The organism is Peribacillus sp. NPDC097225 (assembly GCF_044761955.1).
Lineage (GTDB): Bacteria > Bacillota > Bacilli > Bacillales > DSM-1321 > Peribacillus.
The window spans coordinates 1-19,928 of sequence record NZ_JBIWDJ010000004.1 but is presented as its reverse complement, the minus strand read 5'-3'; the positions used below and the strand labels follow the sequence as shown (position 1 = coordinate 19,928).

23 protein-coding genes are annotated in these 19,928 nt (G+C 41.8%); 18 read left to right on the top strand and 5 right to left on the bottom strand.

What is annotated here, in order from left to right; genetic code table 11:
• Window positions 1–4: 4 nt before the first annotated feature.
• The 13 genes from ACIQXH_RS12920 to ACIQXH_RS12865 all read left to right on the top strand — a co-directional run bounded on the left by ACIQXH_RS12920 (window position 5) and on the right by ACIQXH_RS12865 (window position 12,255).
• The gene (locus ACIQXH_RS12920; RefSeq protein WP_402870949.1) at window positions 5–838 is read left to right on the top strand and encodes a MetQ/NlpA family ABC transporter substrate-binding protein; all 834 of its coding nucleotides are present in this window, start codon (window positions 5–7) and stop codon (window positions 836–838) included.
• Between the two features lie 154 nt (window positions 839–992).
• The gene (locus ACIQXH_RS20450) at window positions 993–1,145 is read left to right on the top strand and encodes a YuzK family famiily protein (protein WP_483878323.1); all 153 of its coding nucleotides are present in this window, start codon (window positions 993–995) and stop codon (window positions 1,143–1,145) included.
• A gap of 431 nt (window positions 1,146–1,576) precedes the next feature.
• Window positions 1,577–2,362, top strand: a complete 786-nt coding sequence (sufC, locus tag ACIQXH_RS12915; RefSeq protein WP_402870953.1) for a Fe-S cluster assembly ATPase SufC — start codon at window positions 1,577–1,579, stop codon at window positions 2,360–2,362.
• 15 nt (window positions 2,363–2,377) lie between these two features.
• Window positions 2,378–3,679, top strand: coding sequence for a Fe-S cluster assembly protein SufD (gene sufD, locus ACIQXH_RS12910; RefSeq protein WP_402870955.1), 1,302 nt, complete (start codon window positions 2,378–2,380; stop codon window positions 3,677–3,679).
• On the top strand, window positions 3,679–4,908 hold the full coding sequence (locus ACIQXH_RS12905; protein WP_402954373.1) for a cysteine desulfurase: 1,230 nt from the start codon (window positions 3,679–3,681) through the stop codon (window positions 4,906–4,908). The genes sufD and ACIQXH_RS12905 overlap by 1 nt, the downstream gene beginning before the upstream one ends.
• Window positions 4,898–5,326, top strand: a complete 429-nt coding sequence (sufU, locus tag ACIQXH_RS12900) for a Fe-S cluster assembly sulfur transfer protein SufU (protein ID WP_403123851.1) — start codon at window positions 4,898–4,900, stop codon at window positions 5,324–5,326. Before ACIQXH_RS12905 ends, sufU begins: the two co-directional genes overlap by 11 nt.
• Before the next feature lie 56 nt (window positions 5,327–5,382).
• Complete coding sequence (gene sufB, locus ACIQXH_RS12895) at window positions 5,383–6,780, top strand: Fe-S cluster assembly protein SufB (RefSeq protein WP_402870963.1); 1,398 nt, start codon at window positions 5,383–5,385, stop codon at window positions 6,778–6,780.
• Window positions 6,781–7,012: 232 nt separating this feature from the next.
• Window positions 7,013–7,192, top strand: a complete 180-nt coding sequence (locus ACIQXH_RS12890; protein WP_402954370.1) for a hypothetical protein — start codon at window positions 7,013–7,015, stop codon at window positions 7,190–7,192.
• A 288-nt stretch (window positions 7,193–7,480) separates the two neighbouring features.
• Entirely contained in the window at window positions 7,481–8,329 is an 849-nt protein-coding gene (locus ACIQXH_RS12885) for a DUF72 domain-containing protein (protein WP_403123847.1), read from the top strand.
• 84 nt (window positions 8,330–8,413) lie between these two features.
• Window positions 8,414–9,241, top strand: coding sequence for a sulfite exporter TauE/SafE family protein (locus ACIQXH_RS12880; protein ID WP_402954364.1), 828 nt, complete (start codon window positions 8,414–8,416; stop codon window positions 9,239–9,241).
• A gap of 15 nt (window positions 9,242–9,256) precedes the next feature.
• Window positions 9,257–10,642 carry a bifunctional metallophosphatase/5'-nucleotidase gene (locus ACIQXH_RS12875; RefSeq protein ID WP_403123844.1) on the top strand — a complete coding sequence of 462 codons (1,386 nt, stop codon included), beginning with the start codon at window positions 9,257–9,259 and terminating at the stop codon, window positions 10,640–10,642.
• Between the two features lie 60 nt (window positions 10,643–10,702).
• Window positions 10,703–11,005, top strand: a complete 303-nt coding sequence (locus tag ACIQXH_RS12870) for a YunC family protein (RefSeq protein ID WP_402870974.1) — start codon at window positions 10,703–10,705, stop codon at window positions 11,003–11,005.
• Window positions 11,006–11,148: 143 nt separating this feature from the next.
• Window positions 11,149–12,255 (top strand): HD-GYP domain-containing protein, encoded by a 1,107-nt coding sequence (locus tag ACIQXH_RS12865; RefSeq protein ID WP_403123841.1) that lies wholly within the window; start codon window positions 11,149–11,151, stop codon window positions 12,253–12,255.
• 15 nt (window positions 12,256–12,270) lie between these two features.
• Here ACIQXH_RS12865 and yunB read toward each other — a convergent pair whose 3' ends face one another.
• Entirely contained in the window at window positions 12,271–13,029 is a 759-nt protein-coding gene (gene yunB / locus ACIQXH_RS12860) for a sporulation protein YunB (protein WP_402870979.1), read from the bottom strand.
• Window positions 13,030–13,119: 90 nt separating this feature from the next.
• The gene (locus ACIQXH_RS12855) at window positions 13,120–14,085 is read right to left on the bottom strand and encodes a M23 family metallopeptidase (protein WP_402871335.1); all 966 of its coding nucleotides are present in this window, start codon (window positions 14,083–14,085) and stop codon (window positions 13,120–13,122) included.
• A 259-nt stretch (window positions 14,086–14,344) separates the two neighbouring features.
• On the opposite strand from ACIQXH_RS12855, the gene lipA reads away from it, so the two are divergent.
• The gene (gene lipA, locus ACIQXH_RS12850; protein ID WP_402870983.1) at window positions 14,345–15,259 is read left to right on the top strand and encodes a lipoyl synthase; all 915 of its coding nucleotides are present in this window, start codon (window positions 14,345–14,347) and stop codon (window positions 15,257–15,259) included.
• Between the two features lie 48 nt (window positions 15,260–15,307).
• On the opposite strand, the gene ACIQXH_RS12845 is transcribed toward lipA, so the two are convergent.
• Window positions 15,308–15,961: a YhcN/YlaJ family sporulation lipoprotein gene (locus tag ACIQXH_RS12845; protein ID WP_402871337.1), complete on the bottom strand. Its 654-nt coding sequence runs from the start codon at window positions 15,959–15,961 to the stop codon at window positions 15,308–15,310.
• Between the two features lie 123 nt (window positions 15,962–16,084).
• Here ACIQXH_RS12845 and ACIQXH_RS12840 point away from each other — a divergent pair, with 123 nt between their 5' ends.
• Window positions 16,085–16,360, top strand: a complete 276-nt coding sequence (locus tag ACIQXH_RS12840; RefSeq protein WP_230159383.1) for a YutD family protein — start codon at window positions 16,085–16,087, stop codon at window positions 16,358–16,360.
• A 41-nt stretch (window positions 16,361–16,401) separates the two neighbouring features.
• On the opposite strand, the gene ACIQXH_RS12835 is transcribed toward ACIQXH_RS12840, so the two are convergent.
• Together ACIQXH_RS12835 and ACIQXH_RS12830 are read right to left on the bottom strand one after the other, a co-directional pair.
• Entirely contained in the window at window positions 16,402–16,695 is a 294-nt protein-coding gene (locus ACIQXH_RS12835; protein WP_402870984.1) for a cytosolic protein, read from the bottom strand.
• Between the two features lie 66 nt (window positions 16,696–16,761).
• The gene (locus ACIQXH_RS12830) at window positions 16,762–17,028 is read right to left on the bottom strand and encodes a DUF3055 domain-containing protein (RefSeq protein ID WP_402871339.1); all 267 of its coding nucleotides are present in this window, start codon (window positions 17,026–17,028) and stop codon (window positions 16,762–16,764) included.
• Between the two features lie 229 nt (window positions 17,029–17,257).
• Here ACIQXH_RS12830 and ACIQXH_RS12825 point away from each other — a divergent pair, with 229 nt between their 5' ends.
• From ACIQXH_RS12825 to ACIQXH_RS12815, 3 genes are read left to right on the top strand one after another with little or no spacing between them, the layout of a single operon-like run.
• Window positions 17,258–18,556 carry an EAL domain-containing protein gene (locus ACIQXH_RS12825; RefSeq protein WP_403123835.1) on the top strand — a complete coding sequence of 433 codons (1,299 nt, stop codon included), beginning with the start codon at window positions 17,258–17,260 and terminating at the stop codon, window positions 18,554–18,556.
• Window positions 18,557–18,578: 22 nt separating this feature from the next.
• Window positions 18,579–19,016 (top strand): DUF86 domain-containing protein, encoded by a 438-nt coding sequence (locus tag ACIQXH_RS12820; RefSeq protein WP_402870987.1) that lies wholly within the window; start codon window positions 18,579–18,581, stop codon window positions 19,014–19,016.
• Between the two features lie 25 nt (window positions 19,017–19,041).
• Window positions 19,042–19,809, top strand: coding sequence for a TIGR01457 family HAD-type hydrolase (locus ACIQXH_RS12815; protein WP_402954349.1), 768 nt, complete (start codon window positions 19,042–19,044; stop codon window positions 19,807–19,809).
• The last annotated feature ends 119 nt before the right edge of the window (window positions 19,810–19,928 follow it).

The window sequence follows — 19,928 nt, the reverse complement described above, 5'->3', positions numbered from 1 at the left end:
AAGGATGAAAAAGTTTTTAGGGTTTGCATTCGTTCTAGTTTTATCAATTGCATTGGCGGCTTGCGGAACGGATAAAGAGAAAGATACAGGTAGTGGCGATGATACGAAGAAGTTAGTGGTGGGTGCATCGAATGTACCACATGCAGAGATTCTTGAAAAAGCGATTCCTCTTCTTAAAGAAAAAGGCATTGAATTGGAAGTGGAAACATTCCAAGACTATATCTTGCCAAACAAGGCTTTGAACAATAAAGAACTGGACGCGAACTACTTCCAGCACATTCCTTATTTAGAATCTCAAATTAAGGAAAATGGATATGATTTTGTTAATGCAGGCGGCATCCATATTGAACCAATTGCTTTGTATTCACAAAAATATAAAAGCATTGATAAGCTTCCAGAAGGAGCAACAATCATTTTAAGCAGCTCTGTTGCAGACCATGGACGTGCCTTATCACTTTTAGAAAAGAATGGCCTGATTACTCTTAAAGAAGGCATTGATAAAACGACAGCTACAGTAAAAGATATTGTCGAGAATAAGAAGAACATTAAATTCGATGCAGATTATGAAGCGGCATTACTTCCGAAAATCTATGAAAGCGGCGAAGGAGATGCGGTCCTAATCAACTCTAACTATGCAATCGACGCTGGCTTGAATCCACTTAAAGATTCCATTGCAATAGAAGATTCTGAATCACCATATGTGAACGTGATCGCTGTTAATAAAGGTGACGAAGACAAAGAAGAAATCAAGACGCTTGTGGAAGTATTACATTCCAAAGAAATTCAAGATTTCATTCTTGAGGAATATGAGGGTGCAGTCGTACCTGCAAAGGAATAAAGCAACGAAAGACGACCTGGATTTCCAGGTCGTTTTTAAGTTGGGGTTTAAAGTTGAAAGCAAAGGGTATAGAATAGACGAAGAAACAAAATGATTCACAAATTTGAAAGGATGGTTCACTATCAATACTTTAGATTTAAACGTAACGAGCGAAATGGAAAAAGCTATGCAGTTATCACATGGGGTTGGGTACAGTGAATACAGCAGAAATTTAGACCTTCGTATCGAGGTTGAAAAAGTAAGAGATAGGGAACATGAGCAATGCAATAAAATGGTTCTGGAATTACAACGTAAAATCCACGGATAAGCATATATTAGAGTCTTTCAAAAATCGGTCTGTAGAGGTAAAATGAAAAGTGATCTGTTGTACGTACCGGATCCTGCTCATTACTCCTGCAGATCGATTTTTTTCATGATAAGGGCCAACCGTCTTCCCCTTGAACTTTTCGGGAATATCTTATTATGAATGGAATCCCGAATAATTAGCTTACATTAACGAAAACTAAAATAAGGGCATATTTGCAGTGAAAAGCCTTTATACGGTCGTTTTATAACAATAGGGCAGGTTTCCACTCCCTAGCGAGTAAAAACCTCCATCTATATTAGTTGATTCTAAATTGGATTTGTTATAAAATTGTAATGAGAATAAAGTGAGAATGATTTTTTGAAAACTATAGTCAAGAAAGTGATTTTCACTTTCTGTAATAAAATAGGAATTAAGTTCACGGAGGTATTATTATGTCAGGTTCAACATTAACGGTAAAAGATCTTCATGTATCAATAGAAGGCAAAGAAATTTTAAAAGGGGTTAACCTGGAAGTAAAAGGCGGAGAAATCCATGCAATCATGGGGCCGAACGGAACAGGTAAATCCACTTTATCTTCAGCAATCATGGGTCACCCTAAATATGAAGTAACAAGCGGAAGCATCAGTTTTGATGGTGAAGACGTATTGGAAATGGAAGTTGACGAACGTGCTCGTGTTGGTCTTTTCCTTGCTATGCAATATCCAAGTGAAATCAGTGGTGTTACAAATGCAGACTTCTTGCGTTCGGCTGTCAATGCACGCCGTGAAGAAGGCGACGAAGTTTCACTTATGAAATTCATCCGTCAAATGGATAAAAACATGGAATTCCTTGAAATGGATGAAGATATGGCTCAACGTTATTTGAATGAAGGATTCTCTGGCGGAGAGAAAAAACGTAATGAAATCCTTCAATTAATGATGATTCAACCAAAAATCGCCATTTTGGATGAAATTGACTCAGGTCTTGATATCGATGCACTTAAAGTCGTTTCTAAAGGAATCAATGAAATGCGTGGAGAAGACTTCGGTTGCTTGATCATCACTCACTACCAACGTCTACTAAACTACATCACACCTGATTTCGTACACGTTATGATGCAAGGTCGCGTCGTTAAATCAGGCGGTCCTGAATTAGCTGCACGACTAGAAGCAGAAGGTTATGACTGGATTAAACAAGAATTGGGCATTGAAGACGAAACTGTTGGCGAAGAAGCGTAAGTAGGAGGATTTGCAATGACTACAGAAATGAAATTATCGCTTGAAAAAGAGGACATAAGCTCTTATTCAACAAAAAATAATGAGCCATCTTGGCTATCAGACCTTCGAATCAAAGCTTTTTCAGATTTAGAAGAGCTTCCGATGCCTAGACCGGATAAAACGAAGATAGATAAATGGAATTTCACTTCATTCAAAACCCATACGGTTGAAAGTGAAGCATTTGCTTCTTTAGAAGAACTTCCAAAAGAGATTAAATCGATCATTGAAGAAAATGAAAATCTATACATTCAACGCAATAATACGCCGGCACATATTAATTTGTCAGCAGCTATAAAAGAACAAGGCGTTATCTTCACGGATATTTTCACAGCGGCTCGAGATCATGCTGAGTTAGTACAGAAGTATTTCATGAAAGATGGCGTGAAAGTGAATGAACACCGTTTAACGGCTCTACATGCTGCATTGCTTAACGGGGGAGCATTCCTATATGTTCCGAAAAATGTAGAAATCAAGGAACCAATCCAAGCAGTATTCTTGGTGGATAATCCTGAAACTACACTGTTCAATCACGTATTGATCGTAGCGGAAGATAATAGTTCTGTAACATACGTGGAGAACTACTTCTCGGCCGTTGAGTCTAATGAAGGCATCGCTAATATCGTAACGGAAGTGTTTGCGAATGCAAATGCGAAAGTGGAATATGGCGCTGTTGACACTCTATCCAAAGGATTCACAACATATGTGAACCGTCGTGGGGTAGTTGCACGCGATGCTCGTCTTGAGTGGGCACTTGGATTGATGAACGATGGTAATACGATTTCAGATAATACAACCAATCTAATAGGTGATGGCTCTTACGGAGATACAAAATCCGTAGTGGTTGGACGCGGGGAACAAAAACAAAACTTCACGACAGCCGTTGTTCATTTCGGAAAACGCTCTGAAGGCTTCATCCTTAAGCATGGTGTTATGAAAGACAGTGCATCAACCATCTTTAATGGTATTGGTAAAATAGAGTATGGTGCCACAAAGGCCAATGCGGAACAGGAATCACGTGTATTGATGTTAAGTGAAAAGGCACGTGGAGACGCTAACCCAATCCTGTTAATCGATGAGGATGATGTTACGGCAGGACATGCTGCGTCTGTCGGCCGTGTTGATCCCCTTCAACTTTATTACTTGATGAGTCGTGGTATCGCGAAAAAAGAAGCAGAAAGACTTGTCATTCACGGATTCTTGGCCCCTGTTGTAAATCAACTTCCAATCGAAGGAGTTAGAAAACAACTAGTCGAGGTCATTGAAAGGAAAGTACAGTAATGAACCCATACGAAATTCGTAAGCTTTTTCCGATATTAGATCAAGAAGTCAATGGTCAGCCATTAGTTTATTTAGACAGCGCTGCAACATCTCAAAAACCGGCTGCTGTCATTGAAACGATTGAAAATTATTACCGCGGTTTCAACTCTAATGTTCACCGTGGTGTGCATACACTTGGAACAAAAGCTACGGATGCGTATGAAGGTGCACGTGAAAAAGTTCGTAAATTCATCAATGCATCCTCTACTGAAGAAATCATATTCACTAGAGGAACGACTACATCCTTAAATACCGTAGCGAAGAGTTACGGTGGTGCAAATATTAAAGAAGGTGACGAAATTGTCATCTCCTATATGGAACATCATAGTAATATCATTCCATGGCAGCAGCTCGCTAAAGAAAAGGGTGCTGTACTGAAATATATTCCGCTACAAGAGGATGGAACGATTTCGCTTGATGATGTGCGGGCTACCATTACGGATGCCACGAAAATCGTGTCTGTCATGCAGGTTTCCAATGTGCTTGGTGTGATTAATCCTGTTAAGGAAATCGCAAAGATCGCGCATGAACATCATGCAATCATGGTGGTGGACGGAGCGCAAAGTACACCGCATATGAAAGTGGATGTCCGTGATTTAGATTGTGATTTCTTTGCTCTTTCAGGCCATAAAATGGTCGGTCCGACTGGAATCGGCGTATTATATGGTAAAAAGGAACTTCTCGAAAAAATGGAGCCGATTGAATTTGGTGGAGAGATGATTGACTTCGTAGGTTTGTATGAATCTACTTGGAAAGAACTCCCTTGGAAATTCGAAGCCGGAACTCCAATCATCGCAGGTGCCATCGGTCTTGGTGCTGCCATTGATTTCTTGGAAGAAATCGGCATGGATCAAATCGAACAGCATGAACACAAACTTGCTGCCTATGCGATCGATAAGTTGTCTGAAGTGGAAGGCCTTACGATTTATGGCACAAAAGATCCGAAAAAACGTGCCGGTGTAGTAACCTTTAATATAGATGACGTCCATCCACATGACGTCGCTACCGTCCTAGATGCAGATGGAATCGCTGTCCGTGCCGGTCATCACTGCGCTCAGCCTTTAATGAAATGGCTGGACGTATCATCGACAGCAAGAGCAAGTTTCTATCTATATAACACGGAAGAAGAGATCGATAAGCTAGTGTCCGGGCTTGTCAAAACGAAGGAGTATTTCAGTAATGTCTTTTGATAACTTAGATACACTTTACCGTCAGGTCATCATGGATCACTATAAGAAACCCCGTAACAAGGGTATGCTTGAAGATGGAAGTTTGACCATCGATATGAATAATCCCACATGCGGCGACCGTATTCGTTTAACGATGAAAATCGAAGACAATAAGGTCAGTGATGTTAAATTCGATGGCGATGGCTGTTCGATTTCAATGAGCTCGGCTTCCATGATGACTCAAGCCATCAAAGGAAAAGATATAGAGACGGCTTTAGCGATGTCCAAGACTTTTTCAGAAATGATACAAGGAAAAGAGTATGATGATGAAATCGACCTTGGTGACATTGAAGCACTTCAAGGGGTCTCTAAGTTCCCTGCACGAATCAAGTGCGCGACTCTAGCCTGGAAGGCCATGGAAAAAGGTTTAAAGGAATAATTAAATTTAAATGAGCTGTTGTAGATTCAGCCATTTGAAATGGAGGAATACAAGCTATGGCTAAAAAGATGCCTGAAATTGGCGATTATAAATATGGCTTTGCGGATAAAGATATTTCCATCTTCCGCTCAAAGCGCGGCCTGACAAAAGAAATCGTGGAAGAAATTTCACGCATGAAAAGTGAACCACAATGGATGCTAGATTTCCGTTTGAAATCATTGGAGCATTTTTACAATATGCCGATGCCTCAGTGGGGCGGAGACCTAAAAAGCTTGAACTTCGACGAAATCACTTACTATGTGAAACCATCTGAGAAGTCCGAGAAATCATGGGATGAAGTGCCTGATGAAATCAAGCAAACGTTTGATAAATTAGGAATTCCTGAAGCGGAGCAAAAATATTTAGCAGGGGTTTCTGCTCAATATGAATCCGAAGTGGTTTACCACAACATGAAGGTAGAATTAGAAGACATGGGTATCGTATTTAAAGATACGGATTCCGCTCTTCGTGAAAATGAAGATATCTTCCGCGAGCATTTCGGTAAAACGATTCCGCCAACGGATAATAAATTCGCTGCCTTGAATTCAGCTGTATGGTCCGGTGGATCATTCATCTATGTACCAAAAGGCGTGAAAGTGGATACACCGCTTCAAGCATACTTCCGTATTAACTCAGAAAATATGGGTCAATTCGAACGTACGCTGATCATCGTCGATGAAGGAGCATCCGTTCATTATGTTGAAGGTTGTACAGCACCAGTTTATACAACCAATTCCCTTCATAGTGCGGTCGTGGAAATCGTCATCAAAAAAGACGCATATTGCCGTTATACGACAATTCAAAACTGGGCTAACAATGTGTTTAACTTGGTTACGAAACGTGCGGTTTGTGATGCGAATGCAACGATGGAATGGATTGATGGAAACATCGGTTCTAAACTGACGATGAAATACCCAGCCGTCATCTTAAAAGGCGAAGGCGCTCGTGGTATGACATTATCCATTGCCATTGCTGGTAAAGGTCAACATCAAGATGCAGGAGCGAAAATGATTCACCTTGCACCTAACACTTCTTCAACAATCGTATCAAAATCGATTTCTAAACAAGGCGGGAAAGTAACTTACCGTGGTATGGTCCATTTCGGACGTAAAGCCGAGGGAGCCCGCTCAAATATCGAATGCGATACATTAATCATGGATAATCAGTCAACATCTGATACAATCCCATACAATGAAATTTTAAATGACAACATTTCTCTTGAGCATGAAGCGAAGGTTTCCAAAGTATCAGAAGAGCAATTGTTCTACTTGATGAGCCGTGGAATCTCTGAGCAAGAAGCAACAGAAATGATCGTCATGGGCTTCATTGAGCCATTCACGAAAGAGCTTCCGATGGAATATGCAGTAGAAATGAACCGCTTAATCAAGTTCGAAATGGAAGGTTCTATTGGTTAATCATCTATATATGTTTTTAACAAACGTTGTAGATGGAATAAAGTGAAGGAAACCGGGTGTGCACATGCCATTTCGGTTTTCCTTTGCCCGAAGAAGGCGAACTTAGTTCGTCTTCTTCTATTTTTTTCTGTTGATCCTCTTAAAGGGTTTAGACGATTGAAGGGAAAGTACCAATCAAGCAGGTACTTTTTTTGTCTTTAAAAGAAAGTACATATAGGTAGAGGTGGATATTGTGGATTGGCTGATTCAGAATAAAGAATTGGTTTTCGTAGGAATCGGTGTTAGCCTTGTTTTAGGGCTGACTGGGATATTCCTGAAAAAGGGGGAACCGAACTCCCAGCCGGTTTCCGGAAGTCGTTCTAAGAGTCATGGAAGGGATCATAGTGGTGCGATTAGGCATCATGATGAATAAACTGAACCGTTTTGGCTAGAATGGTTCTAAAATATTAAGTCTGAAAAAGGTCCTTATCCAAGGGCCTTTTTCATTTACTCATTATCTGCACGAAATGATAGGTTAAAAGGGAAGAATCCTTGCTGGATGTATGTGTAACAACCGGTAGATTTTGATATGATAAAGGAATAGGAAACCAGTCGTATGAGAAGCAGGAAGAGTGAATCGAGTGACAGTGCTTATACGTTTTGAAGTCAGTAGTGAAAGGGTAAAAAAAGTATAGTGTAAGTGGTTTAGGAGGGGTGAAGAGTGATATACATTGGCTTAACAGGTTGGGGGGACCATGATTCATTATCAATCGATAAAGTTCCCACTCGTGACAAGCTGAAGGTATATGGAGCGCATTTTCCAACGGTTGAGGTGGATGCATCTTTTTATGCCATTCAGCCGAGGCGGAATATAGAAAAGTGGATAGCCGAGACAGCAGATTCCTTTCAATTTGTTGTAAAAGCCTATCAGGGAATGACTGGTCACCAAAGAGGTGAGATTCCTTTTGAAAGTAAAAAAGAGATGTTCACTGCATTCCGGGAATCTCTTGAAGCTTTTCAAAAGTCGGGTAAACTCGCGATGGTCCTTTTTCAGTTTCCGCCATGGTTTGATTGCAAACGGGAGAATGTTCAGTATCTCCGATGGTGTAGGGCGGAGATGGGGGATATTCCTGTGGCCATTGAGTTCAGGAACCAAAGTTGGTACCGACCGAATAGGGTCCAGCAGACACTCGAGTTCATCGAGCAAGAAGGGTGGATTCACACGGTATGTGACGAACCACAGGCAGGAGAAGGTTCCATCCCCCTTGTCCTCAAGGCTACGCATCCAGATAAAACGTTAGTACGCTTTCATGGACGCAATATCCACGGTTGGCAGAAACCAGCTTCTGGAGCAAACTGGCGGGAAGTGCGCTATTTATATCGCTATAACCAACAGGAATTAACCGACTGGGTGGGAAAACTTCGCCTATTAGAAAAGCAGAGTAAGGATGTATATGTATTGTTCAACAATAACTCTGGTGGGGACGCGGCGGATAATGCCAAACAATTTATCGATTTGCTAGGCCTTACATATGAAGGATTGGCTCCTAAGCAACTTGGTTTGTTTTAATTTGGACTATATAATGAATAAAGACTGGGTGGGCAAACTAGAAGAAGAGCTTTAGCTCACAAATCGATAAAGGCGGATTTCTTCATGATATGGGTATTATTAATTAGTGTGGGTTTATTGGCGGGTACAATCGGGGCCCTTGTAGGATTAGGGGGCGGAATCATCATAGTGCCTTCGCTCTTATTTCTAGGTAGCTCCACAGAGGTGATGGGCGCCTTGACGCCACAAGTAGCGGTTGGTGTTTCAACAGTCATCATGATTTTCACTGGATTGGCTTCCACTTTATCTTATATGAAGCATAAAGTAGTGGATTATAAGGCCGGTCTCATTTTCTTTGCTGGAAGCGCCCCAGGGGGGATCATCGGAGCTTATGTGAACAAAGTTCTCAATGTGGATGCATTTTCGCTGTACTTCGGCCTTTTTATGATAGTGATGGCCATCGTCTTATTGGTGAAAGATAGATTGCGACCGATCACCTTCAAACCGGGGACCGGAAAAATCACCAAGACTTATATAAACAAAAATGGACAGGCATCCACTTATGGATATCAGCCCTTGGTGGCCATATCCATCTCATTTGTCGTGGGGATCAGTTCCGGGTTATTTGGCATTGGCGGAGGATCGCTCATGGTCCCGGTCATGATGCTGGTATTTTTCTTCCCGCCCCATGTGGCTGTGGCGACATCGATGTTCATGGTATTTTTATCTTCCATTACGAATTCCATCACGCATATCTCTCTGGGGAATGTTCATTGGCCATATGTGATTGCCTTGATTCCAGGGGCTTGGCTTGGTGCGAAACTTGGAGCTTTTGTGAATACACGCCTGAACAGCTCAGCACTTGAGAACATGCTGAAATTGGTTCTGATCATTATTGGGCTACGTCTTATTTACCAAGGTATAACAGGATAACGAGGGGGAAAAATGATGTCAGAAATCATACATCTATATCACACCAATGATTTTCACAGTCATTTTGAAAATTGGCCTCGTATTGATAAGTTTCTTAAAGAAAGAAGACAACTTCATCAAGAAACGGGAGAGGAAGCGGTCATACTAGATATAGGAGACCATGTCGACCGCTGGCACCCATTCTCAGAAGGTACGATGGGTAAGGGGAATATTGACCTTCTGAACGAAGCGGGTTATCAATATGTAACAATCGGCAATAACGAAGGCATTACATTGCCTCATGAAGCGTTGGATACTTTGTATAATAAAGCTCATTTCAAGGTATTGGCAGCGAATATCTATTACCTGAACGATAATAGGCCCCAATGGGCGCTTCCTTACTGGATACATACCACGAAAAAAGGTACAAAGCTTGGCATGATCGGGCTGACCGCCTTTTTCCAAAAGTTTTATCGTGCATTGGATTGGCATATTGCCGATCCATTTGCGGAATTACAAAAACAGATAGAAAAGATCAAGGAAATGGCAGATGTAGTGATCGTTCTTTCTCATCTGGGCATACATGATGACGAAAGAATGGCAGAAGACTTTCCGGAAATAGATATCATTCTTGGTGCTCACACCCATCATATTCTTCATCAAGGAAAACTCGTCAACCAAGCATTACTTTGTGGTGCGGGAAAATATGGGTTTTATATTGGTCAAGTGGAATTGACCCTTAATGACAAAAAAGAAGTAATCAAGAAGACGGCCATGCTCTACGATACCAACGACCTTCCCGAATTGGAGGGCGAGCGGAGCTGGATTGAAGATATGAACCAAGTCGGGAGGGATGCTCTCAAACAAGTTGTCCTATCCTTACCTGAACCTTTGGAGAATGATTGGTTTAAAGTGTCGCCGCTTACGAAGATTCTAGGTGAAGCGTTACGAGAGTGGAGCGAAGCGGACTGTTCCTTTGTGAATGCTGGGCTGTTATTGGAAGGCTTGCCACAAGGTCCCGTCTCCAAAGGGGATATTCACCAGATCTGTCCCCATCCGATCAATCCGTGCATCGTTGAAGTGAATGGCCGGGAATTGAAGGAAATCCTCATGCTTTCCCGAAATGAGGAGTGGCCCCATATCCAGGTGAAGGGCTTCGGATTCCGAGGAAAGATCATGGGAGTCATGCACTATGATCAAATAGAATTTAAACGGACGAAAAACGGAATCGTTAAAGAAATCAGCGTGAAAGGTACAAAGATTCAACCGGATCAAACCTATAAACTGGCCCTACCAGATATGTTTACGTTCGGGCACTTCTTCCCAAGCATTCAGCGCTCCAAACAAAAGGAGTACTTAATGCCAGAATTTTTACGTGATATCCTTTTATGGAAGTTGAAAAAAATGTATCCCGACAACTAGGTATATATCACGGTTCCTCCCTCTTTTTCATAATATATGAGAAAGAGGGGGCGAAACCAATTGATTAACATGATGCCAATAATGATCGATAGCAAAACATTCTTAGCCATCTCCGTCCAACTGCCCAAAACCAATTTGCTTGCCGTAGCATCCGAAAAGGGATATATCATGTGCGGAGCATTAGACGTCGGTCTTTTGAATGAAACGTTAAAGGACCGGAAAATCCTTGCAGGAAGGGCTATAGGCGTTAAAACGATAGAAGAGTTACTGGATGCACCTCTCGAAACCGTTACGTGGGAGGCTGAAGAAAAGGGCATTTACCGGGGAATGATTGGAAGGAAGGCATTAATGAAAATGATTTAACCATAAAGGCTTTCCTTTAAATAGAGGGAGCCTTATTTTTAATTGAAAAAAATAAATATGTTTCAGGTTGAATTTCCACAAATATAGCCGATATTTCCTATAAGGAACTATTTAAAATTTTGAATCTGAAACGGAGTATTAGTATGAGGCTATCCATTACAGCGTCGCTTAATCCGGGAGAGCGGCTCGGTATGAACATCTATAATGAGCAGGGCAACATCCTTTTGAGCGAGGGGCTAACATTGACACAAAAAATGATCAATCGATTGGTTGCCCTTAATATTCCCTTTGTTTATATTCAAGATTCTAGAACGGATGACATCATGCCAAAGCCACCGATTTCTGGGGAACTAAGGCGAGAGGCCCTTCAAACGATAGAAGCCACTTTTCTGGAAATCAAAAATGGCGTCAAGGTGAATAGTGCATTTACCATCGAGAAGGCCGCGTTGAAATTCACCCATCTCGTACGAAGTATCATGGAAGAGTTGAAAAACAGCAACGAATTGCTGACTTTACTGGCTGACGTCTATACATATGATGATTATATTTTTACTCATTCCTTTAATGTGACGCTATACACACTTGCTTTAGGTATGGAATTGAAGCTAGAAAAAAAACAGTTAGAAGTTCTTGGGCTGGGCGCCATTCTACACGATGTCGGCAAGATGCTTGTACCAGTGGATATCTTGAGAAAGCCGGATAAGCTAACCGAGGAAGAGTTTGAGCAAATTCAAAAGCATCCCGAGTATGGATTTCATTTAATTAAAAACGTATATACGGTTTCACTCATCGTCGCGAATTGCGCCTATCAACACCATGAAAGGCTGGATGGGTCTGGATATCCCCGTGGGGTCAGGGGAGACGAAATTCATTATTACGGTAAAATCATTGCGGTCGCCGATGTATTCGATGCGGTTACATCTAATCGCGTTTACCGCAAGGCGATGCTTCCCCATGAGGGCTTGGAAATCTTATATGCAGGTGCAGGGAAAAAGTTCGACAAACAGATAATCGAGGCTTTTCGCCGGGCGGTGGCCATTTATCCTAACGGATTAACTGTGGAACTGAATGATGGGAGAAAAGGAATCGTCTCTTCCCAAAACGAGGGAATAGGGGATCGACCCATTGTACGTATCCTTGAGGAACCTAACCATAAAGTAGTGCATCCATATGAGGTGGATTTACGGACAGACCTCCATTTGCTGATAAAGGAGTGCCTGAATATACAAGAAAACAGCTTAACCTTATAAAGGGCAAGCTGTTTTTTACTTCTTATCTTCCTTCTCGTCCTTCATGATGGCAGGAGCGACCGTGCCGCTTCCGTTGCTATAATAACTTGGGACATCCCCCTGCATCAAAATGCTGCCAACCTTCACTTCCTGGCTGACTTTGGTTTCTTTTGTGAATGAGGGGATGACAATCTGGATATTGACATTGAAATCGACGGACATTTCGTAATACACATTATTGATGCCGGCGTTTGTGAGTTTGGTTTTTAAATCCGACTGGACATTCCCGATGACGGACATTTTCACGGGAATCTTGGGTCCATAATTGGAAAGAAGGCTATTTCCGGTTACCACCCCTAAGGGGACATAATACACCACCGTTTTATATTGTTCATCATTAAGTTTGGCTGGTTCCTTTTTGTTGAAGGGATTTCCCTTTTTAATTCCGAGATTATTTTGAATATCCTTTGTGATGTTGGAACGTAATTCATTATAGATTCCAGGGTTAAAGCTGTAGGAGGGGTTGGCATCGTCATTTTTGTTGGTGACGATGATCTTTTCCATATCGACTTTAGAGATATTGTCATCAACAGCTTCGTGAATGGTCTCGGTTGCAATCCGCTTGATTTCATTTTCTGCCACTTTCATGATGACCGGTTCAATTTCCTTATCAACGTAACGAAGCGTCAGGATGCTTGATAGGATAAAAAGGATGAATGAATAAAGAAAAACCTTTCTGGTAGGAAGAGGTCCTTTTTTGCGGAACTTTTTTGGGCGGAATCTTTTTCGAAACACACTTTAGCCCCCTTTACTAATACTTATGCATAAAGTTCGGGGGTTTATGTTCGTTATATAACAAAAAGCAGCGAAGGAACCCAACGCCGCTCATCTTGTTTTTTTTGCTAAATCCTTTCGTTCCCACATTTTCAAATAAGGATAGGGATCAAAACTCCACTCGGTGATTCCATTATCTTTATACATCCCATAATGGAGATGAGGCGGGAATTTTCCGGATGTCCCGGGCGGTCCGTAACCCGTACTGCCCACACCGCCGATGACCTGACCAGGCTCGACGATTTGTCCCACCTTCAAACCTTCAGAAAAACCGCTTAAATGGGCGAAGTAATGGTACGTATTGTTTAGGTCACGTATGCCAATCCGCCACCCTCCATATTTATTCCACCCCTTCATTTCAATGATCCCATAACACGTAGAACGGACGGGAAGGCTATAGTCCGCGAATATATCCGTTCCTTCATGAATCCTTCGGCCTCCCCATCCTCGAGCACTCCCCCATGTATTTAAATACGTATAATGAGTCCGTACGGGTACAGGGAAGGCTTTTTCCTGTAAATCTAGCCTGCCATACTTTTTATAGATATGGGCGTGGCCAACGATGATGCTGACTGTCTTGTCCCTTTTATAATAATCAAATAGTCCAATCCGGATATTATCTTCATCTGTGCCGTAATACAGGAGATGCTTGGCAAAGGCATATAAACGGTCGGTGTCGTTTTCCAGTTCCGCTTTTCCGTCCCCGTTGCCATCCTGCCCCAATCCATCGAAGAAAGAGATGGAAAGCGGGTTTGAGTCGGTGAGGTTGGGATTGAGGGCCCCTCTCCACCTCGAAGGCTCCATGTGGATCCCTATCAGGCCCTTGGCCGGTTCCAAATCGTTTCGGGAAAGTCGCAGGCTATGTTCGTATTGGTCGGCTCCTGCAAGGTAATACCAAGGAATCTGCAAGGTGGCCTCCATGTTTTTATATAGTTCCATCCTCCCTTGATAGGGATCCGGGGTTTCGGCTGCCGATACTGATGGTATATGGGTATTCAAACAAAACAAACAGGCGATGAAGAAAAGTAATCCCTTTTTCAAAGAGGCAGCTCCTTTCGTAGACAATTCGTATTCATCCTTTCGTAGACAATTCGTATTCATCCTTTCGTGTAGCTGGACATCGAGCCTAAATGCTTTTCTTTCTGCTTCTTCTATAGTTTTACTGATTTAGCTTTAAACATGAAAAATAAATAATGGTAAACCTCCTATAACTTGTATATTTGCGTTATTATTGTTAAAGTAGGGTGTCATAATTTCTCAGAATGGAGTGACTTTCTTGTCTACTACTAATAAAGAAATTCTTCGTAAACCAGACTGGCTGAAAATTAAATTAAATACAAATGAAAATTATATGGGTCTGAAAAATATGATGAGGGAAAAAAATCTTCATACCGTTTGTGAAGAGGCAAAATGTCCGAATATCCATGAATGCTGGGCGGTTAGACGGACAGCCACATTCATGATTTTAGGTGAAATTTGCACGAGGGCTTGCCGGTTTTGTGCAGTCCAGACAGGCCTTCCCAATGAATTGGATTGGGCCGAACCTGAACGTGTAGCGGATTCCGTCGTGTTAATGAATCTAAAGCATGTGGTGATTACGGCCGTGGCCCGTGATGATTTAAAGGATGGGGGCGCCGCTGTTTTTGCTGAAACAGTCCGGGCTATCCGGCGTAAGAATCCGTTTACATCCATTGAAGTCTTACCTTCTGACATGGGTGGCGAATACGACAATATTAAGATGTTGATGGATGCTAAGCCTGATATACTGAACCATAATATCGAGACGGTAAGAAGCCTTTCCGATAAAGTACGGGCTAAAGCGAAATATGAGCGATCATTGGAGCTATTAAAAAGGGCAAAAGAATTACAGCCGGAAATACCGACAAAATCCAGTTTAATGGTAGGGCTAGGGGAGACGCGTGAAGAAATCCTTGAAACCATGGATGACCTTAGAGCACATCATGTGGATATCATGACGATCGGCCAATATTTACAACCGACGAAAAAGCATTTAAGGGTGTTGAAATACTATACACCGGAAGAGTTTGCGGAATTAAAGGAAAGGGCATTGGAAAAGGGGTTCAGCCATTGTGAATCCGGTCCGCTCGTCCGTTCTTCCTACCATGCAGATGAACAGGTGAATGCTGCGGCCAAGCATAAACATAGTAAAGGTGAAGAGTTACTGAAATAAAAAGGAAAGGACCGATTCTTATTCGGTCCTTTCTTAGGTTCATGCTAGTTAATCCATGGTCTTTTGACGAATGTTATCATGACGATCTCTTTTGTCATTCATCATTTCTCCATTTTCATTTTCTACATTACTCATCTTGTAGCCTTGAGGGGACTTGAGCATATTTTTGATGGTTTGTTCAATTGTATAATCCATTCCTTGACTGCCAGAACCCAGTGTGGCGAAGTTCTCGATATCCTGTGCGTGTGTTTGGTCGTCACTTACATATACATGATAGTAACGGGGTACGACGCCCATGGCAGTACGTTTCACCTGGTCAGCCGTTTCAGTCCGGTTTTTTGAATCCGTATCATAAACGACTAGTACTTCCTCATCCGTGACGAGTGTAGCGACGTCATTGACATTTGGTAGCTGAACGCTTAGTGTTGAAATCATATCAGCTAGCTGTTCGCGATCGATGGAGGCCGTTTTATTGTCGATGTTTCTTCCATCAACGGTCGTTTTATTCGTACGGGTAAAGCCGAAATCGTCACGATTGGTGTCTTGATTACGATTATCCTCGTCATAATACTTCGACGGGTTATTTACATTTTGTGGGTCACCTGCACCCCTGTCATTATTCATCAAACCGTTGCTTTGATCTTGATTGCCCGAGCAGCCCGTTAGAGCAATAATTGAGCTTAAACCTACCGTTAGGATCATTTTTTTCAACGGAAACACCCCCTTGTCTAATAGGGTGAACATATTTCTTGATTTTTCGCTTAGTAATTAATGGGGAATCAGTTATAATTTAAAGAAGGAATGCATTTTAAAGAGGTGAAACGTATGATCAACATCAATAACCTGACGTATGAAATCATTGAAGACGAAAGAGAAGGCTATAATGAAGAAGCATTTAAAGCAAGATACAGTGAGATATTAACGAAGTATGATTATATTGTCGGGGATTGGGGTTACGGTCAATTGAGACTCCGCGGTTTTTTCGACGACACTAATCAGAAAGCCACCTTTGACACGAAAATTAGCACGCTCAGTGAATATCTATATGAATACTGTAATTTTGGTTGCCCGTATTTCGTCGTAAAGAAAATTAAAAAGTAAAAAGAGCCAGAATGGATTCTGGCCTTTTTCATTTCTCTCGATCACGAGTTTCCGTACCCTTTATATGGAGGTTGAATATGTTTTTCCGGGTCATCATGAGTAGGATGAGCACCGGGATACTTCCGCTGTAGGTTTTCATGAAGCGATTTATTTTCATAATTGAATGCACTCTGATAACGTTGTCCTTCTAGCCACGGCGTGGTTTTATTCTCAACGGGAGCATCCTGATTTATGGGCGATCCGAACGGTCCCTCTGGAAACTCTTCTGGAATTAGAAAGTCCTGTTGTTTTTGCACGGTTGAAAAATCGTGGTATGTTTCCTCTTTTTTATCCAAGGCAATCCCTCCTCATGTACTCCATACATTCAGTAGGTTACCCTCTTTTAAGAAAAAACGGCGCACTTAGATGATTTCCATTAAAAAGTGGGTAAGTTCCTCCGCTTCCGCTTCTGTCAGTGAAAATGCATGTTCAAGATAGCCTTCCTCTTCCAAATCATCCGGCCCGATAATGGCAAAACGATTGCTCTGCATATTCAGCACAAGTTTTTTTCCATAAAAACGGTCGGTCATCGTAATGGCAAAATCATATCTGGATTCCTCTCCCATAAAACTAATGAACCTGGTTTTCGTATCAACTAAATCATTGTATAAATAAAAACGATCTTCCACAGTATCACACCTTTCCCCTTGCCTGCAATTGGTAGTACCATCATCATAACAAAACGGTTGCCATAGGGAAACAGACATTTTTGTCGCCTGCCAAGTTGCCGTTTCTTCAAGAAATGAGTATTTAGTATGAAGTTTCTGATAAAACGACAAAATTTTTCTGTTTTAAGCTAAAAAAATCCCTATTTATGTTAGAATATAGGAAAAATAACCCGGAATAGAGGAAGATTCTATGACATCGTTAAAGGGTAAAGGGTATATATTACTAGGAAAATGGTTCAAGGTATTTTCCTCATCAGCCAAACTTCGGTTCTACCCGCCACAGTTCGCCCTAAGAAAGCCAGTGGTTCGCGCGGTGGAAGCGGCTATTTCCCATGATTATGAAGTGGCAGTCATAGTTTTTAACGTAAAAGAATTGCTCGAACTTAAAGAAAAGGGCCAGCACGAAGAACTTCCCCAGTTCATTACCAGTTTGAAACAGGCATTTAAAAAGGTTGTAATAGATAAAGTACGGGAAGAAAACCTATTAACGATACATGACTATTATTCAGACGGCATTACTCTCTTAATGAACATAAAAGGGTCGTCGAAATCATTGATCTATATGGATGAATTAATCCGTTCCATTTCCAGGGAAGTGAAAGAAAGGTTGCTTAGTGTTAACCCTGAACAACCGGTCACTTTAAACACAGGATACATGTTCGTGGAGCATAAGCATTATTCGATTGAGGGAGCCCTTGATAAAGCGCATAGGCAAGCGGTCACCATGGCAGAAGCTGAATCACCGATGAATGAAATGCGGGAATCGATTAATCAAATTATCGAGAATGGGAATATTAACTTACTGGCACAACCCATTTTTGATGTGGCGACCAATCAAATCAAGGCATATGAAGTGCTGACCCGTGGCCCGCGTGGTACAGAGCTAGAGAACCCATTGGCGCTTTTCGCAGTGGCCAGGCAGACGGGGCGGTTATATGATTTGGAGAAAATCGTTTTGGAAAAGTCCTTCAGACAGATTTCCGAGAATGAGTCCCCCCAGAATGTGTTTATCAATTTCACCCCGGTAACGCTCAGTGATCCCCGGTTCGTAAATGAAGTAAAGGATATGCTCAAGAAATACAAAGGTGTGCATGCTAATCAGATCGTCATGGAAATTACCGAAAGAGACCCGATTCTAAATATAGAAGAATTCATTGAAAGCATTAGAGGGTTACGTGAATTGGGGTTCCGTCTAGCAGTGGATGATACGGGAGTAGGATACTCAAGTCTCTACGCGATCATAGAAATCATGCCGGAGATCATAAAAATCGATCGATCGGTCATCGAGAATATCGATCATAATGCCGTGAAAGAAACGATGTTAAAAGGACTTTTACTGATTGCCAAGGAGACAGGATCGGTTGTCGTGGCAGAAGGAATTGAGAGTATAGGAGAAGCTATGGTATTATCAAGGAATAGGGTTGATTTGGCGCAGGGGTATTACTACGCTAGACCTTCAACTGTAGATAAAATTTCTATATCATCTTAAGAATCAGAAAGGATCTGGGAGTATGTACTTTGTAGACCGACAAAAAATCGGACGGATTTTAGAGTATCTGGAAAAACAATTGGAGCTTTTTGAAGGACAGGAAAGTTGGAACGGGAAACTTATGGAACATAGTGTCGAGAGGATCATTCAAACCTCCATTGATTCCGTATTGGATGCGGGGAATGCCATGATCGATGGTTTCATTATGCGTGACCCAGGCAGCTATGAAGATATTGTCGATATCCTGCTAGACGAAAAGGTCATTACCGAACCGATTTCCTTACAATTTAAAAAGGCATTGCCATTAAGAAAGATGCTCGTTCAGGACTTCATTGAAGTGGATCATACAGTGCTCCTAACCGTTTTCAAGGAAAACATTGAAGCATTCAAGCAATTCCCTGAGTTAATAAGGAACTATTTATTAAACGAATTGGGCCCAGTTTCAGCATTCAAAAACTAATTTGGTTAAATAGGGGGGAATGTGCATGAAGGCATATAAAGGATATTTAATTGACTTAGATGGCACAATGTACCGTGGCACCGAGCAAATAGCGGAAGCGGCCGGTTTTATAAATGAGTTAAGAAAAAGGGACATCCCTTATTTATTCGTGACCAATAATTCATCCAGGACACCTGAGCAAGTGGCCCAAAAGCTGCGCAGTATCGGTATTGCGACTGACGATGCCCAGGTATTCACGACAAGCATGGCGACGGCAAACTACATTGCTGAACAAAAGGAAAATGCGTCCGTCTATGTCGTGGGTGAAGAAGGCATTACCGAGGCGTTGAGAGAAAAGGGTATGAAACTTGTTGATGAACATCCTGATTTCCTGGTCATGGGCATTGATCGTGGCGTGAATTATGAAAAGTTATCCAAAGCATGCCTTGCTGTCAGAAATGGAGCCGTTTTCATTTCGACGAATGGCGACATCGCCATTCCTACCGAACAGGGTCTTTTACCAGGGAACGGGGCGTTGACTTCTGTCGTTTCCGTTTCTACGCAAGTTCAGCCGATTTTCATCGGTAAACCGGAATCTGTCATCGTTGAGCAGGCCCTTAGGGTATTAGGTGTGCCTAAAGAACAGACAATCATGGTCGGCGATAATTACGATACGGATATTTTGGCAGGGCTTAATGCAGGGATTGATACCTTACTTGTACATACGGGCGTCACGACAAAGGAACGGTTAAAGGAATACGAAAAACAACCGACTTATGTGGTGGATACCCTTGATTTATGGCAGTTTGAATAAAAAAAGATCCAGGTTTGCAGATGCTAAAATGTACCCTATAGAGTAGACACTTTAAAAAAGTCTCTCTATAGGGTACTTTTATTTGTATAAAGAAAAGATAGGATTGGAGATACATCACA